Source organism: Vibrio sp. 1CM8B, from assembly GCF_023161685.1.
GTDB lineage: Bacteria > Pseudomonadota > Gammaproteobacteria > Enterobacterales > Vibrionaceae > Vibrio > Vibrio coralliirubri.
The window spans coordinates 435,054-450,212 of sequence record NZ_JALNTU010000003.1 but is presented as its reverse complement, the minus strand read 5'-3'; the positions used below and the strand labels follow the sequence as shown (position 1 = coordinate 450,212).

Below are 15,159 nucleotides of genomic sequence, written 5' to 3'. Positions count from 1 at the left end.
TACTGTCAGTGATTATCTTGGAAGGGTCTAATTCAGCTTATTAGTCACGAACTCTTTGTTTCTGACCATCAGCCACATCAGGCCGCCTAGCGTACCGATGGATAATTGAATAAAGCCTAGGTTTTCAATCAGTGACTCTGGGCGTATTGAAACCAACACCATGCCAAGCGAGCCACAAATCATGCTGAAGAACTGAATTAATGCGACGGCAGAGCCTGTGTCATGATCTTGTTGGTTCAGCATCAAGTTGGTTCCCGGTACCCGCATGATGATCGCCATCAGTGTCGCTGGTGCAGCGATGAACATAAAGAACCAAGGGGATAGGTCACCAATGGTTAGGGTGAAGATGCCGGCAAGCGCCAGCAAAGCAAAACATCCTGAGATGACCTTTTGAACCGGCATTCGGTAGGACAACTTCATGTAAATTGTTGGACCAAATGAGGCGCACAATGCATTGAATGCGAACGCGTAACTAAACTGTTGTTCGGTCAAGCCAAAGTGATCGATGTAGATATAAGAACCCGCCGCAAGAAAGCCCATTAATGCCATCGGTATGATAGAGAAAATGACCAGTAGCTTGAGGAACGAGCTGTTTTTCATGACCACGCCCATTCTTCCCCATGAACGGAACATAGAACCTTGGTATTTGGTTTCGAGCGTTTCTCGATAGCAGCAAGCTAAAACTGACGCAAATGCACCAAAAATGGCGAGGGTGACGAACATCATTCGCCAAGACGCAATTTTCAGTAAGAAGGCACCAAATACAGGCGCAACCATCGGCGCGATGATCACCAGTGACATGATAGTCGCCATGATCTTTTCACGTTCTCGGCCATCATAAAGATCTTTGACAATGGCGGTAGCGATAACGGTGATTGCACTGCCAGCAAAGGCTTGGAATACACGAGCGCCAATTAACTGTTCGATGCTATTGGTCATCGCGCACAATATGCTCGCGACCATATAGCCCACTAATCCAATCAATAGGATCGGCTTACGACCAAATTTTTCGCTGAGCGGCCCCCAGAACAAAAGACCGATGGCGTAAGTAACGAAGTAACTGCTCAGGGTTAGGTTGACCATGGATCGGTCAGTATTAAACACCTCTACCATCTGCGGAAGTGCAGGTAAGTAAAGGTCGATGGTCAATGGAGGGAAAGCACTTATTATGACGAGAAAAAATAGCATACCGGTCTTTCCCAGTACTGGTTGTGGTCTCTTCAAGGTGGCTCTCCGTTGTCCAAGATAGGTTTTTAATTGGTGTGATATTGCTATACAGAAGGTTAATGCACGTCAGACAAGAAGGATAGAGTCGTTCAGGAATATGCTGAAAGTATCGATGAACTGATCTCTAATGAGTTCGAATCTACGAAGTCGGTCTGCGCTCTGAATTGTATTACAAAACATTATTGCTTTTATAGCTAACGAGTTCAATCAGTTAGTAGCAGTGTAGCGTGTAATCGCCAGCGACACATTGTAATGATTATCGACTTGGCTTGTTATCTTTTCTTTGGGCGTTTTTCGACTAAGCCGTTACGCTCTAAACCACGTCGAACGCTGCTGCATAGTTTACCAAAGCGGCGCAGTTCTTCGAAGTTAGGGCCTTGGCCAATGGAAATACTGTGCTCCCAATACATTAACTCACTGTCGACCATCTCAAGTAGTTTCTTAGAGCAACCCGAGCAGTTTCCTTTTGGACCACAGATAAACGTCTCCGACTCGTAAAGTGGGAGTTCGTTTTTAACTTCTTCAATTAAGTTAAGCATTGCCGAGTTTAAGTCTGGCTTTTTGGATGTCAGTGGCTTCAAGCTTGGTGCTTGAGTCGCAATTAATGGGGAAGTCAGTTTGTTAGGTTGTAAATTCAAAGCAGCTGATGACATATCAAAGGCCTCAAGGAGAGAAGAAGGTGGGCATGCTACTCTTCACGACAAAGTGAATCTTGATGTAGTGCAATAAGCGTGGAGATATACCCAAAAGAGGTAGGAGCCACAAGTGGTTGTGACTCCTTATCAAAGCTCGGTACTAATGAGAGGTTTTAGAATTCAGCGTCGAACTGAAACTCCATCCACTCTTTGGTCACAGGGTGGTGCAGCGCAAGTCTTTCTGCGTGTAGGTGCAGTCGGTCGGCTTTATTGCCATATAGGCCATCACCGACGATAGGCATGTTAAGACCTTCTTCGTGTGAACAGTGAACACGCAACTGGTGTGTACGCCCTGTTTTAGGGTGCAGGTAAACCTTAGTGGTTTGCTCGTTTCGCTCAATCACTTCCCATTTGGTTTCTGCAGGCTTGCCGTGTTCGAAGCAGACAATCTGACGAGGGCGGTCATACAAATCACCACGCAATGGCAGTCGAACATAGCCTTCATCTTCTGCTAGAACGCCTTCAATCATTGCCACGTATCGCTTCTCGACTTCACGAGTAATGAACTGCTTCTGTAAGCTCTTGTTCGCACGTCGAGTGAGGGCAAATATCAGAATGCCAGAGGTTGCCATGTCCAAACGGTGAATAACGAATGGTCCTTCAACATCGGGATGCATTTCTTGAACACGTGTGTAGGCGGAATCTTTGATGGTTTTACCCGGCACGGATAGAAAACCTGCTGGCTTGTGTACTACCACGATGTGATCATCTTGGAACAGAATATCCAGCTCTTTGCCTTCAGCTGGGTTCTCTAGCAATGGGTTTGGATCGACTTCTAGGCCTTTCATCATATGGCCTAAAATCGGTACACACTTACTTTGGCAAGAGGCGTAGTATTTCTTGTGCTTACGGATTTCCGACTTTGGAGAGCGACCCCACCAAAACTCAGCCAATGCCAGTGGCGTGTAACCATTTAAGTACGCGTATTGCAGCAATTTAGGCGCAGCGCATTCGCCAGAGCCAGCTGGTGGTATCTTGTTTGGCGTGTTTTCAAAGATCTGGTTAAGGTCTTCAACGTTTCCTTCCGCATTTTGGAAAGCGTATTGTGAAAACAATTTGTGTTGAAGCTGATGAGAAATGTGTGCTCTTTGCTCTTTTAGCTCAGCCAGTTGAGTGGTGAACACATCAACTTTAGCCTGCAACACTTGCAGAGTCTGCTCCCAGTTGAGCTTTAGGTATTTCTGCTGGTTCTTGTCGGCAACGCTGGCTTTGTTTAGCTCATTGTTCAGTTGTTCGAAGGCTTGTTCATCAAGGTTTTCTTTACCTTGTTCACGTTGTTCTTTACGCGTTTTTCGGCCTTCGATAATCGATAGGCGCTGAGCTTCAATCTCTTGCTCCGCTTGCGCTTTTTGCTGTGCCAGTTGCTTGCACAATTCAAGGTATTCAGTATTTGCTTGCAGCGCTTTAAATTCAGCGTTTACAGCCATCATGTCGGCTGTGTCTTGATGGAAAAAGCTGTCACTGCTCAGCATGTCGAACACGGGCGGTACAAAGTGAGGCAATAGATTTTGGTCGGCGATCTTTCCAGAGAAAGCAGAGAAGTAACCCAATTCACCTTCAGGGCTTTTCACCAGTAACACACCAAACATTTTGCCGCGACCAGCGTCAGAATCCAGTCCGAAGTCATGCTGCCAGTCGGTTTGAGTTTCTAGATACTGTTGAAGCTGATGAGAAGCGATTTCACACAATGGGTGTGGTTCGTAGTAGAACGGGAATGTGAAACGCTCAGGCAACGAATATGACTCGATCGGCTGTTGAAAACGAGTGAAGCAATGCTCAGGTGTGTGGCTGTTTTCTGAGTCGTGCGTTGGTTTTGATGAGTGCATAGTCGTATTAATACTTATATCGTGGTGATAAATGGTTGTGAGTCTACTGTGTATGTTTAGAGACGTTAAACACAGTACAAGGCGGCGATTCTACTCTTTATCGAAAAGCGCCTCAAATAAGAAATGGTTCTATTACTGGATAGCTAAGCGAGACGGTTAACACTGAGCCTATGAGTTATGGCTTGAACGCCATTAATTGATGAGTAACTTCTCGTTTTTAACCATAGAAGACAATTTAACAAACCAAGGGTGGTAGCCTTGCCGCACTCTTATGAAAACTAAGGTAACGTTATGATTCCACTCAATACTTCGATTGTCTCCGGTGTCGCTATTTCAGAGATCGACGGACAAATGAAAATGCTACTAATGAAGCGTGTGAAGGGCGAGTTTTGGTGCCATGTCGCAGGCTCGATTGAAGCAGGTGAAACAGGCTGGCAGGCTATCGTGCGCGAGTTTGAAGAAGAGACCCAAATTAAAGTGGAAGCTTTGTATAACGCGCAGTTTCTGGAGCAGTTTTATGAGGCGCACGTGAATGTGATTCAGCTAATCCCTGTCTTTGCAGTGCTATGCCCGCCCAACCAAGCGATTGAACTTAATGACGAGCATACGGACTACCGTTGGTGCAATTTAGAAGAGGCAAAAGCGTTAGCGCCATTCCCCAACCAACATGCGGTCTACGATCATATCTGGTCGTATTTTGTCGACAAACCAGTAAACCCACTTTACCGAGTGAAATTGAACTAAAACTGGCTGTTTAAGCTCTAGGACTTACTAAGGTAAGGGGTTAAAAAGGCGCTCACTTGCGCTTGGCACAACCCCACATCCACCTTCACGCCGTGCGATTCAAGGATCGCAACTCCACGACCATTATTACGAGGGTCTGGGTCTAGCATCGCCACGACTACGTGTTTTACACCTGCTTTAACCAATGTATTGGCGCAAGCGGGTGTTCTGCCGACAAATGAACATGGCTCTAATGTCACGTAAGCCGTAACCCCTTCCATTTCTCCGTCCGTTTTGTCGTTATAGTTATTGAGTGCTTCAACCTCGGCGTGGTTGCCACCTACCTTCTGTGTATACCCAACAGACACCACCTTATCGTTCTTTACCAAAACGCAGCCTACTGGCGGGTTTGGTTGGCAATCAGGTAGGGCTTGGCGCGAAGCTTCAAGTGCTTGCAGCATGTATTGTTGGTTCATGGTCGTTACTCAGTATGACGAGGGCGCAGCAGTTGATGAAGTGCGCGTTTGATTTGATAAGTGGGGCATGTTCGATCTGATTGGGATTTTAGTCAATGGTTTTAGCTTTGAATTCGAAAGCTAGTTCACTGTGACTAATCGTTAACTTGGGCCACTGGGTTAGCCAATATTTGGATTGTACTCTTTGATCAAAGATATCTCGGCTACGCTTTGGGTTGAGTGTGATTTGCAAATCAAACAAACTCTCTAAACCAAAAGATGCAAGACACTCGATGTCTCCATTGAGGCTTTGCTTTACGGCGACGGAGGTCTCTTTCTCTGGCCAGTAACTCATCGCATCCAATGAGCCTTGGTAAGGTTCATCCCCATTTCTAGTGTGCATGTAGGCTTGATTGCGAACTTGCCAATTCAGTTCGGGTAACCGTTGTTTAAGCAGAGCCTCGTATCTAAGATCTGATTCGTAAGAGGTATCAATGGGATCAAAGTAGATCACATCAATATCATTGAGTGGGGTCGGGGAGGCATAACCATGCAGGTGATCCCAAACGAGGTTTCTCACAAAGCCCGCAGCGACATAACACTGCGGTAAATCCAACTTAGCGACACAGTTTAAAACCTTCATTCGTAAGGGATCTTGTTTAATCAACGTGACGATGCGTTTGGCTAGCGGATGTATCATTATGATGTCGGAACATCAGTGACTTGGTAATGACGTGTCACGTTCTGGGAGATTTCACCCCATTCAGAGGCTTTTACTCGCTGTTGGTGGGCTTCGAATGCTTCTCGGCTAGTGAATTCTTCATACACTTCAAAGCGATTGGGTTGAAGGGTGCTTTGACTGATTCGAAAGACGATACAACCAGGTTCTTCCAGTGTCAGTTCTTTGTGCACAACTAAGGCTTGTGTCACTGCTTCTAGGTCGTTGTCTGGCACTAGAATATGCCCTTGCAGAATTACTTTACTCATAATTACGTCCATTTAATTACGTCTATTTAATTTTGTCCATTACGGCTTTTTTCTATCAAAAGCTCTATCCGTTACAAACATAATCCCATTTTGATGTTGTGACGTATAGGCTAATGTGGCGATTATTTGTTCACAGTGAATGCATGTCTAGTTACGCCGTAACTTTAGGGGCGATGTAATCAATAAATGATAAGACACTGGAACTAAATCCGCATTGGTCCGGTCTATTAAATTAGTATCATTGAACTGTATTGATACTGAAATGAATTTGTCATCTGAGAGAACTAACCTTAATTTTGAACAGCGGCTCATAGGATTGAATTGAGCCATAGTTGATATCTAGGTCATACTTTGATGTAAATGGTATTCAAAACTCTATATATTTTGTGATTTGTATCATTGATCTGGGCATCAAACACCGTTAGATTCGAATGGTTGGCAATAAAAATAGCTCATGAAGAGCAGTTAAAGAAAAGGAAATATCCCTTATGAAAAAAATGAGAAGAGCACAGCTTCATCGCGTTCGTATCCAATACTGGAAAGACACGTCAAAAGAAGCATCAAAGAAATAAGCTTTAAATCGTAAAGCTTTAAAAGCTGAAAAGCTTAATCAAATGTAAAACGCAACAAACTGATTTCATTAGCACTCTCAAGGACCTTCATCTGGTCGGCGACTAGCGAAATCATCCCCAAAGAGCTGGCAGGCATTAACAACAATGCAATTCAATGTCAGCTCATTAATACCTCCCCTACGTTTATCTTCGTTTGTTAAATCTGTTCTCCAAATTAAAACTTGTTTGTTCCTTGTTCTCGTATCCTTGTATTCGTTAAAGTCCTGATAATAAAAAAGCCCCTGATTTCTCAGAAGCTTTGATTTAGATTTTGGTATCTGATGTGACTGCCCGATAAAGGCTAGTGCTTAGGATAGACTCTAGCGTTGGAACAGCGTCTTTAAGCTCACATCGTCCGTTCTATTTAGTTTTAGGCTCAGCAGATAACCGCCAACGCCAATCAGTACATAAATACTTAACGATAAAACCGGCGCTTCAACAATCGCGCTGAATGGGTTGCTTGCTGTGAGTACCTTCATTGGCAGTGATGCGATGAGAGATAGGAAGTCGTTGATACCATGGAAGCCAAATACAGCGACAGAGAGGAACTTAATCGCATAGCTTGAGATAAAAATGACAAGCAATGGAGAGTTCACCAATTGCGAAATCGCTAGGGTCACAGTTGCCAGTGGTAGTAAAACCAGTGCAACTAACATCATTCGTCCGAAGAACACCAACCAGTTACTCAGCACATACAATAGGGATTGCTGCTCAACCAGCAGCGCCAGTTGTTGCTCGCTAGACACGTTCAATATCCAGAATAGGAAATCGGCGAACAGCACGAGCAACGCACAGATTGCGGGAATAACCACTAAACCGAAGCCGAGTTTCACACCGTGAGTCATTGCGTTAGATACCGGCATACTTCTCCAAAACATCGAACTGCCTTCTTGGCGCTCTTTACGCAGCGTTTTAGGGATGTAAAGCGTCGATAGGATCAGTGAAATAAGGCCCGCGCCAAAGTAGATCACTGAATTGAGGTCTTGTGCGAACTCTCTGTGGATGTCGCTCACGTCACCGTTCACTTGCATTTCGAAGAAAAACTCATGCTGAGCTGCGCCATTGAAGAACAGACTAACGAACAGTAAGAAACCACATAACGCGACAAACAGAGGCAATCGAGTGTTAATTTTGTGCTCGATGAGTTCTTTTTCTAGCATGTAAAAACTTGGATGCATTATGCCTTCTCCGTCTGTGTTGCAAGGAATAGATCTGCGAGACCAACGTTATAGATGTTACCCAGTGACTCAACCTGCGCTTTGTACTGACCTTCTAATAACCACTTAGTGGTGCCAAGGCCTGATTGCGAGGTCAGTGGGTTGAGCTTCTGTATCTCGCTTGAATGGTTATTTGCGACTTCGATAATGAAATAGTCGTTCTCGATGTCTTCCATGCTCTTTTGCAGCACACAATGGCCTTGTTTCAAAATCAGCACATCCGTTAATAGGTGTTCAATCTCTGAAACCTCATGGCTTGCAATGATCATGGCGCGTTCACCGTCGTGGAACCACTCGAGTAGATGGCGATAAAAAGTATCGCGGTACAGTAAATCTAGGCCAAGTGTAGGCTCATCTAAGATCAACACTTGAGTGTCTGTCGCGATGATGATCGCAAGGTGAAGTTGTACCTTCATTCCCTTAGAAAGTTGCTTGATAGTCGAAGAGAGCTTGATGTTGGTGCTGCTTAATGTCTGCTCTGCTTTTTGCTTGTTGAAGCTAGGGTGTACACCTTGGGTATATCGAAGAAGTTGTTTAACGGTCATCCACTCGGGTAACACGTTAACATCTGAGATGTACGACAAGTGCAGCATGAGTTCTGCATGCTGGTGGATAGGGTGGTAGCCATTAACCTCTATCTCACCTTGATAGCTGTGTCCGCCAAGCAGTGATTTGATCAGAGTCGATTTACCTGCGCCATTGTGGCCTAGCAGTCCAAGCACTTGCCCCGGTTTTAACTCAAAGCTGATGTTCTCGACACCCACTTGATTTGAATAGGTTTTGGTTACGTTTTTCACGGAAAGTAAAGTACTCATGACTTGTCCTTTATATGTTGTGCTAGCTGTTTCACGAGTTCTTCGACACTCATATCAATGATGCTTAGCGTCTCAGCGATGGCTGGGATCTGTGTGTTGATGAATGATTGGTGTGCAGACTCTTTCAATTTTTGAAGTGCCCCTTCGGCCACATACATGCCTTGGCCGCGTTTTTTCTCTACCAAGCCTTCATCCACCAGTAACTGGTAGCTTTTCATGACAGTAAGGTGGTTGATCTTGAGATCGGCAGCAACCGCACGCACAGAGGGAAGTGCTTGTAGCTCTAGCCAAACACCTTGAAGAATTTGGTCACTGATCTTGGCGGCAAGCTGCCTAAAGATCGGCTGGTCGTCTTTCCATTCGGTCATAATTAAAACTGCATGGTGATATACATGTATATAACACTAACCTATTTATTCGAGTTGGCAAGGATTTTATGAAAATGCATCGGGTATTTTTATGTTTGGATAAAGCATGTTTGGTGGGGAGGGCACTTGAAGCCTACATCCTTGTGGGCTCTCAAGCAGTTGTATAAGCGACGAATATTTGAATAGGGAATGGTTGCTGATCAAGATTCCTATTAGGCTGGACCTATTGCTCCTTTGAGTCATTAGGCCTGCTATACAGGTAACCTTGATGTAAGTTGTAGCCTAACTGACACAAGATATATTGCTGCCTACGCGTCTCGACACCTTCATAGATCATTGTGATATTTGATAGGCGTCCAATCTCCGAGATATTAAGTAATACACCCTGATGGTGTTCTCCTGACTCGATATCCTTAACAAAACAGCGATCCAGTTTTAGATAGGTAGGAGAGATGACATTGATGATTTCGATGTTGTTATTACCCGTACCGAAGTCATCTAGAGCGATGGTGATACCAAGCTTTTTGATATCCTTAATGTTATCGATAACCTCACACCCATAGCCAATGTTCGAATATTCAGTAATCTCTACGACAAACTCATTCGCTTCCATCGCGGCTAAATGCTCTCTGAGCCTTGCGAAGTTCGACCCTACCAAAGCACTCGGGCACACGTTGACACCATAGATCTCATGGCTGTTGTTTAACTTCGCTTTTCTAACCGTCTCGATGAGCAAAATTGTATGAAAGGTGAGTAAATTGGTACGTCTCATGGTGTTGATGAAGCTTAAAACGCCAACGTTACGCACACGAGATAACAACTCGTAATAGAGAACGCTGTTGTCTTCGGTGTTGATGATCGGCTCTTCTTCAAAGGAGATGTGTTTCCAACGAAACAGGTAGATCACAAAGCCCAGAATATAGGAGCGATAAAGCAGGGTGGCGAGTATCAGAGAAAGTGCAATCCACAGCGCAACTATATCGTCACTGTAGAAGGTGATGGTCGCACCGGTTGGCAGGGATGTTTGATAGATAGATTTACTTTCTTCGCCAAGGTTTAGGATGTAGTAACCATTCTTCTGGATGGAGATAGAATCGACTAACAGAGGCAATAATGAGTTCTTGTATCGAGCTTCGATAGAGCGTTTAGATATTCGAACAATCATCTCGATGTCGTGTTCGGTATCTATGAAGCGTGAATAGGCAAAATCAGCGCTATCGTAGAAGTCGTCTACCTGATCGAGCTCTATCATCTTAGAACGTGTTTTTGAGATATAGCATGAGCCATAAGGTGTGGTCATGACGACAGAATCAAGGTTGAGCGAGTGCCTTAGCGAGTGCACAGCCCCGTGGCTATCGCAACCGTAGTCCATGACTTCGGCTGCAATATGTTTGGTGTTCTCACTGTATTCATTCGCAATCTTCGTCGTATAAAGGATTTGGAAAAAGTAGACAACGAATAGGAAAAAGGAAGAGATGGTGAACACGGCTATCAGAGCCTTGATCAGCTCTCGATGATAGGTGTTGAACATCAGTTTCAACATCTCGAACTGGCTGGGCTTGAACTGGTTGATGTCGTACTTTGGTGCGATACGGTTGGTTGAGCTTTTATCGAGATCGATAAAGTAACCTACCTTGTAAAGGTTAGAGATAAGTTCGCTATTATTATCAACCTTCGCTTTTTTACATAAGCTTCGATATTTCTTTCTTATAGAAGCAATAATGTTTTTTAACGCGTATAAGCTAAACTCTTCGTCAAAGTGTAGTTTAAAAGATTCTTCAACATCTCTTGCAGATTGAGGGTTTGATATTGACGAGTGTTCAATAAGATATTTGAAAACAAAACTCTCTTTACTATTAAGAGTTTCCTCTGATATCTTATTACTGTCTCTTTTTATGTATATTTTTTCTTCATTGTAGATTAGTTGCAAGCTCTCATTATTGTTATTTATATTGAAAGAACAGTGCATAGCTCAACTCCTAAGCGATAGTTATTATATTTTTGTGATGGATATGTGATGGCTGGGATTTTCATTCAACACAAGAGTTCGATCTAAATAATATAACCAAAATGTCACCATTTTCTCTCAAGATGTTGATACTAATCGCAGAATTTGGGCTTTAATGAAAGGTTATGGAGATGTTCACCCAAAAGTTGAATTTATAAATGAAAGCCAATGATTTACAAGGGGTAAGGGGGATTTATCCATTTGTTTTGGTATTTATCCATTTCACAGCTTCTACGCGGTAGGTTTAGCGACTGAATTTAGAGGTTTCTAATGTAGCTTCTGATAGTATTCATTCAGATTATCGATGTGTCAGATTTATCAGAATTTTTCAGGATAAAATTAAATTATGTCAGTTTATGTGATATTAATATAATTTAATTTTCTTATTGGTTTGGTGATTAAATTAAATTGGTCAATGATAGGATTTATTATATTTGTTGAATAATTGACTTTAATTTATTCTCTTACGTATTTTAAATGATGAAACTTTAAGGTGGGATATTTAAAATAGGGAAAGGATGATTTTTATCATGAGGTGTTGATTAAAGGATTTTAATGGGATTATTATTGACACATGTATCAAAAATGTGTCCATGTAAATATTCATCGGCTAGTGATGAAAATAAGATATGAATGAGGTTGGTGTTATACCATGAGCACTACCTAAAAGTGTAAGCAGTAACAAGTTAGATCAATTAGTGTTATTTTTGAGTAAATGTTAGCGCAACCACATGATATTCAAAGATCTGTTGCGATATCTGTATGCTAACTATGAAAGCATGCAATCGTTGAGTATTTAACATGCACCATCAAGCACCACGATTTGTGGTTCTTTTTCTGGCTGATAAAGCACCTGACAAAAGTCTCCTTCTGGCGAATAGGTGTAGTTTTCGGTGTCGAAAGAGATGGCGGCTACTCTTTCTGCATTGCTGCCAGAGTCTACTTCTTTGTTGATAACATGAAGCTCTGTTGCGTCGATATTGAGCAGTCTTCTTAGCGAATCAACATAGGCGATTGGATAGCCGTGGCAGACGTAGTAGGTCTCAATCTCCGTCTTTTCAACATAGTTGCACTCATCCTCAACGCCAGCAATTGCTGACTTCGCGTAGATCATATCGATACCCGTGCGAAGGTTACCAGCCACATCGTGTATTTTGCTCGCCCGAGCACTTCCTTGAACGTCTAAGAACTTGACCATAGCTGTCGCCGAAACGACCGCTAAAATTAATACAGAGATGATGAGCTCTAAGAGAGTGAAGCCGTTTTGTCTGTTCATGGTTATCGATTATTTGCTCTGCTAAAGGGACGGAATGAGGGTAATCTAAATACCAAAGTCATTACAGTTAGTACGTATAATGGTTTGGTGTTTTATTGGGTGAATTTCTAAGTGATTTTCTTTATAAACAATAGCTTAGTTTCTTTTCTCTTACTGTTAAACGCTATGTAAGCATACGTAAGCGTGCACACCCACAGCAGCCGATTGTTTACGAAACATTAAAACGACTTAATTTATTGATAAATAAGTCTTTAATTGTAGGATTGTCGACCACTCAAAAACTGACTTTCGACTTCATTTGAGGGAATTGGCTTACTAAATAAAAATCCCTGAAGATACTCGTATCCACAATCGATTAAGAACGCTTTTTGCGTTTCGGTTTCGACACCTTCAGCAACCACTTTTAACCCCAATTTTTCACAGATAGCGTGGGTGGCTTGGACAATCGCTTTGCTCCCTTTATGTGAACCGTGGACGAAGCTTTTATCAAGTTTTACGGTGCTAATTGGTAAGTCATGCAACATCGACAGTGACGAGTAGCCTGTACCAAAGTCATCAAGGTGAAGTTCAACACCCAATTTAGAAATATCGCTTAATGCTTGCCTGACTTCACCGTGCTTGAAGATCATGGAAGATTCGGTGATCTCAAGGGCGATGCTTTGAGGTTGGATATTGTAGAAGTTCAACATTGCTAATAGCTGCTCGGCAAAGGTAGCGTGCATCTGAATACTCGAAATATTGATACTCATCATCAACTCACTATCAAACTCACGTTGCCATACTGATAACTGTTTTAGTGCAGAGTTAAGAACCCATTTCCCGAGCGGTACAATCTGTCCAGTCTCCTCCGCTAAGCTAATAAACTCATCAGGGCCGATGTTACCTAGCTCTCTATCTGACCATCGAAGCAAGGCTTCAAACCCTTTCACCTTGTCGCTGTTGGTGTTCATGATCGGTTGATAGTGAAGGTTGAGATCGTCTTTTTCTATGGCGCGTGCCAGTCGGTGGCGGATCTCTACTTTGCGATGCAGGGTTTGCGCTAAGTCTGGGGTAAACGTTTGGAAGCGGTTTCGACCATTCGCTTTTGCAAGATGCATCGCCATGCCTGCTTGCTTTAGCAATGTTTCTTGGTCAACCGCGTTATCAGGGAAATGCGCAGTACCTATGCTGCAACCGACAGACAAACTGCCGATGCCTCTGATATGGAAACTTCGGTTTAATGCATCAATGATACGAGAACAGAGTAGTGGGATATTTTGATTTCGACAGGTGTGGGCAATAACAATGAATTCGTCGCCACCAAATCGCCCGATCATGCATTTCTCATCAACCAACTGTTTAAGGCGTTCACCAACCTGTTTGAGTAGTTGGTCTCCGACAGTGTGCCCATAAGTGTCATTAACTAATTTGAAGCCATCAAGGTCGACAAACATCAATTCAAACGGTGAGCGATAGGCAATGCTGGTTTCTAGAAGCTTGGTGATCCCACGGCGATTATAAAGCTCCGTTAAACAGTCGTGTTCAGCGTTGTACCTGGCTTTTATCAGTTTCTCTTTTTGCTTAGTTGTACAGGTTAGGTTTAACAGCAATTCGCTTTTATCAAAGAGCCACTTTCCTTGCACATCAAAGTGGTGTGTCTTGCCATCTATTTCGCAGCTGACTTCTTCTAATATCTCTCGGCCTTTACGCACGGTAAACAGCCATTGTGCTGCTCTCTCTTCACTCGAAACGAATTCGGATAGAGTGCTAAACGGTGAGCCGTAGTTGTGAAAAAATGCGGAGTTAGCACTCACTACGCTTCCCGATTTATTAAACAGAAGGGAGAGGTTTGCACCATCAGAGCAAGCGAGGTCGTGCCTTAAGCTTCCTTCTTCAGCGACGACTTGTACCAACATACCCGTTCGACTATCGTGCAATGGGATCCCAGAAAACAGACATAATGCACGCTTCGAAATGTAGTTGGGAGTGAAGTTCCACCATGTCTTGATGCTTTCGTTGCGTAGAAATTGCCTTTGGTACTCTTCCAATGTCGCTTCGATTGCTTTTGACATCTCGACACTAAAGTCGCGAGATGTCAGCTCAAATAGAGATTCAGACTCCCACAGAGGAAGGGCGCTGCTGTTTGCCCAAGTTATTCTCTTATTATCAATGTCATATATCCAAATTGGACACTGGAGATGCTCGAAGGGTTGATAACTTGTCATCATATTGAACTCGGTGAACTGATATTTTGGTCGAACAGCAACCACCGAAATCATGTGTTCGGTGGTCGCGTCTCAAATTTAATTCTGGCCTTTAATCGCATTAAGAAGCTGTTTTGAAGAACCGTAATGATCTACAGAACAGCAAAGTGCTACAGAAGAAACAGCGTGTTAAAGGTTCAGTGAGCGGATGATTTTGGTCAATTTACCTTCAGGGGTACTTTCGACGACGTAGCCTTTCTTATCATCAAAAATCTCTCCGTCGATGAAGTGCCAACCATTTGGTTTTTGGATGATCTCTTTAGGAAAGTTCTCATCAAACATAGAGTGGTTTGGATAGACCGTTTCGATAGCTTCAAATAATAGCTGTGCTTCATCTTGGTTGGTCACCACGAACTCTTCTTTCAGGCACATCGTCAACTCAGGTAGAGGTTGAGTGGTGAAGGGTTCTGTCATCGAGCCCAATACACCGTTATGTGCGTAAAAGCGGTATGAGCCAGAACTACTCTCGCTTCCGTCTGGTGACTTAATGTAAGGCGTTGCACTGTAGAACTCACAGTTGAAGACCATCTTTTGAATAATGCTGTTTTGTGGTGTTTCCTGAATGTCTATCCAAGAACTGACTTGCGCTTGAATCTGGTTCACCATTTCTTGTTTATTGGTGTCTGCCATGACTGGTGTTGAAACTAAAGCGGTGGTGGTCAGTAACAGTGAAAGCGTTTTATTCATCTTAAAATGGGCCCTGTGGAA

The 15,159-nt window shown here is 43.3% G+C and carries 14 protein-coding genes; 1 reads left to right on the top strand and 13 read right to left on the bottom strand.

Annotation, left to right across the window (positions count from 1 at the left end):
- Positions 1 to 27 precede the first annotated feature (27 nt).
- The 3 genes from MSG36_RS08435 to MSG36_RS08425 form a co-directional block, all read right to left on the bottom strand.
- A complete protein-coding gene (locus MSG36_RS08435) occupies positions 28 to 1,188 on the bottom strand; it encodes a multidrug effflux MFS transporter (protein ID WP_248367240.1) in 1,161 nt (386 codons plus the stop codon).
- 311 nt (positions 1,189 to 1,499) lie between these two features.
- Complete coding sequence (locus MSG36_RS08430) at positions 1,500 to 1,880, bottom strand: hypothetical protein (RefSeq protein WP_017064884.1); 381 nt, start codon at positions 1,878 to 1,880, stop codon at positions 1,500 to 1,502.
- Positions 1,881 to 2,035: 155 nt separating this feature from the next.
- A complete protein-coding gene (locus tag MSG36_RS08425; protein WP_248367237.1) occupies positions 2,036 to 3,748 on the bottom strand; it encodes an RluA family pseudouridine synthase in 1,713 nt (570 codons plus the stop codon).
- Positions 3,749 to 4,039: 291 nt separating this feature from the next.
- On the opposite strand from MSG36_RS08425, the gene MSG36_RS08420 reads away from it, so the two are divergent.
- Positions 4,040 to 4,492, top strand: a complete 453-nt coding sequence (locus MSG36_RS08420; RefSeq protein WP_248367234.1) for an NUDIX domain-containing protein — start codon at positions 4,040 to 4,042, stop codon at positions 4,490 to 4,492.
- A gap of 17 nt (positions 4,493 to 4,509) precedes the next feature.
- Here the strand turns inward: MSG36_RS08420 and MSG36_RS08415 are convergent, their stop codons facing one another.
- From MSG36_RS08415 to MSG36_RS08370, 10 genes are all read right to left on the bottom strand, one after another.
- Complete coding sequence (locus MSG36_RS08415) at positions 4,510 to 4,947, bottom strand: bifunctional diaminohydroxyphosphoribosylaminopyrimidine deaminase/5-amino-6-(5-phosphoribosylamino)uracil reductase RibD (protein ID WP_248367231.1); 438 nt, start codon at positions 4,945 to 4,947, stop codon at positions 4,510 to 4,512.
- Between the two features lie 88 nt (positions 4,948 to 5,035).
- Positions 5,036 to 5,626, bottom strand: a complete 591-nt coding sequence (locus MSG36_RS08410) for a nucleotidyltransferase family protein (RefSeq protein ID WP_248367228.1) — start codon at positions 5,624 to 5,626, stop codon at positions 5,036 to 5,038.
- Positions 5,626 to 5,913 carry an antibiotic biosynthesis monooxygenase gene (locus tag MSG36_RS08405; protein ID WP_248367225.1) on the bottom strand — a complete coding sequence of 96 codons (288 nt, stop codon included), beginning with the start codon at positions 5,911 to 5,913 and terminating at the stop codon, positions 5,626 to 5,628. Before MSG36_RS08405 ends, MSG36_RS08410 begins: the two co-directional genes overlap by 1 nt.
- Before the next feature lie 931 nt (positions 5,914 to 6,844).
- Complete coding sequence (locus MSG36_RS08400; RefSeq protein WP_248367222.1) at positions 6,845 to 7,702, bottom strand: hypothetical protein; 858 nt, start codon at positions 7,700 to 7,702, stop codon at positions 6,845 to 6,847.
- Positions 7,702 to 8,556, bottom strand: coding sequence for an ABC transporter ATP-binding protein (locus MSG36_RS08395; RefSeq protein WP_017060586.1), 855 nt, complete (start codon positions 8,554 to 8,556; stop codon positions 7,702 to 7,704). Before MSG36_RS08395 ends, MSG36_RS08400 begins: the two co-directional genes overlap by 1 nt.
- The gene (locus MSG36_RS08390) at positions 8,553 to 8,924 is read right to left on the bottom strand and encodes a GntR family transcriptional regulator (protein WP_017060587.1); all 372 of its coding nucleotides are present in this window, start codon (positions 8,922 to 8,924) and stop codon (positions 8,553 to 8,555) included. The genes MSG36_RS08395 and MSG36_RS08390 overlap by 4 nt, the downstream gene beginning before the upstream one ends.
- Positions 8,925 to 9,147: 223 nt before the next feature.
- Positions 9,148 to 10,893 carry an EAL domain-containing protein gene (locus tag MSG36_RS08385; RefSeq protein ID WP_248367219.1) on the bottom strand — a complete coding sequence of 582 codons (1,746 nt, stop codon included), beginning with the start codon at positions 10,891 to 10,893 and terminating at the stop codon, positions 9,148 to 9,150.
- Positions 10,894 to 11,728: 835 nt separating this feature from the next.
- A complete protein-coding gene (locus MSG36_RS08380; RefSeq protein ID WP_048608977.1) occupies positions 11,729 to 12,208 on the bottom strand; it encodes a type II secretion system protein in 480 nt (159 codons plus the stop codon).
- 251 nt (positions 12,209 to 12,459) lie between these two features.
- Positions 12,460 to 14,466 (bottom strand): EAL domain-containing protein, encoded by a 2,007-nt coding sequence (locus tag MSG36_RS08375; RefSeq protein WP_248367216.1) that lies wholly within the window; start codon positions 14,464 to 14,466, stop codon positions 12,460 to 12,462.
- A gap of 114 nt (positions 14,467 to 14,580) precedes the next feature.
- A complete protein-coding gene (locus tag MSG36_RS08370; RefSeq protein WP_248367214.1) occupies positions 14,581 to 15,138 on the bottom strand; it encodes a hypothetical protein in 558 nt (185 codons plus the stop codon).
- Positions 15,139 to 15,159 lie beyond the last annotated feature (21 nt).

Excerpts from the sequence above, each read along its gene's own strand:
- MSG36_RS08375 (WP_248367216.1), bottom strand. The coding sequence starts at position 14,466 with ATGATTTCGGTGGTTGCTGTTCGACCAAAATATCAGTTCACCGAGTTC.
- MSG36_RS08370 (WP_248367214.1), bottom strand. The coding sequence starts at position 15,138 with ATGAATAAAACGCTTTCACTGTTACTGACCACCACCGCTTTAGTTTCA.
- MSG36_RS08395 (WP_017060586.1), bottom strand. The coding sequence starts at position 8,556 with ATGAGTACTTTACTTTCCGTGAAAAACGTAACCAAAACCTATTCAAAT.
- MSG36_RS08410 (WP_248367228.1), bottom strand. The coding sequence starts at position 5,626 with ATGATACATCCGCTAGCCAAACGCATCGTCACGTTGATTAAACAAGAT.
- MSG36_RS08420 (WP_248367234.1), top strand. The coding sequence starts at position 4,040 with ATGATTCCACTCAATACTTCGATTGTCTCCGGTGTCGCTATTTCAGAG.
- MSG36_RS08430 (WP_017064884.1), bottom strand. The coding sequence starts at position 1,880 with ATGTCATCAGCTGCTTTGAATTTACAACCTAACAAACTGACTTCCCCA.
- MSG36_RS08385 (WP_248367219.1), bottom strand. The coding sequence starts at position 10,893 with ATGCACTGTTCTTTCAATATAAATAACAATAATGAGAGCTTGCAACTA.
- MSG36_RS08415 (WP_248367231.1), bottom strand. The coding sequence starts at position 4,947 with ATGAACCAACAATACATGCTGCAAGCACTTGAAGCTTCGCGCCAAGCC.
- MSG36_RS08380 (WP_048608977.1), bottom strand. The coding sequence starts at position 12,208 with ATGAACAGACAAAACGGCTTCACTCTCTTAGAGCTCATCATCTCTGTA.
- MSG36_RS08390 (WP_017060587.1), bottom strand. The coding sequence starts at position 8,924 with ATGACCGAATGGAAAGACGACCAGCCGATCTTTAGGCAGCTTGCCGCC.
- MSG36_RS08435 (WP_248367240.1), bottom strand. The coding sequence starts at position 1,188 with ATGCTATTTTTTCTCGTCATAATAAGTGCTTTCCCTCCATTGACCATC.
- MSG36_RS08405 (WP_248367225.1), bottom strand. The coding sequence starts at position 5,913 with ATGAGTAAAGTAATTCTGCAAGGGCATATTCTAGTGCCAGACAACGAC.
- MSG36_RS08425 (WP_248367237.1), bottom strand. The coding sequence starts at position 3,748 with ATGCACTCATCAAAACCAACGCACGACTCAGAAAACAGCCACACACCT.
- MSG36_RS08400 (WP_248367222.1), bottom strand. The coding sequence starts at position 7,702 with ATGCATCCAAGTTTTTACATGCTAGAAAAAGAACTCATCGAGCACAAA.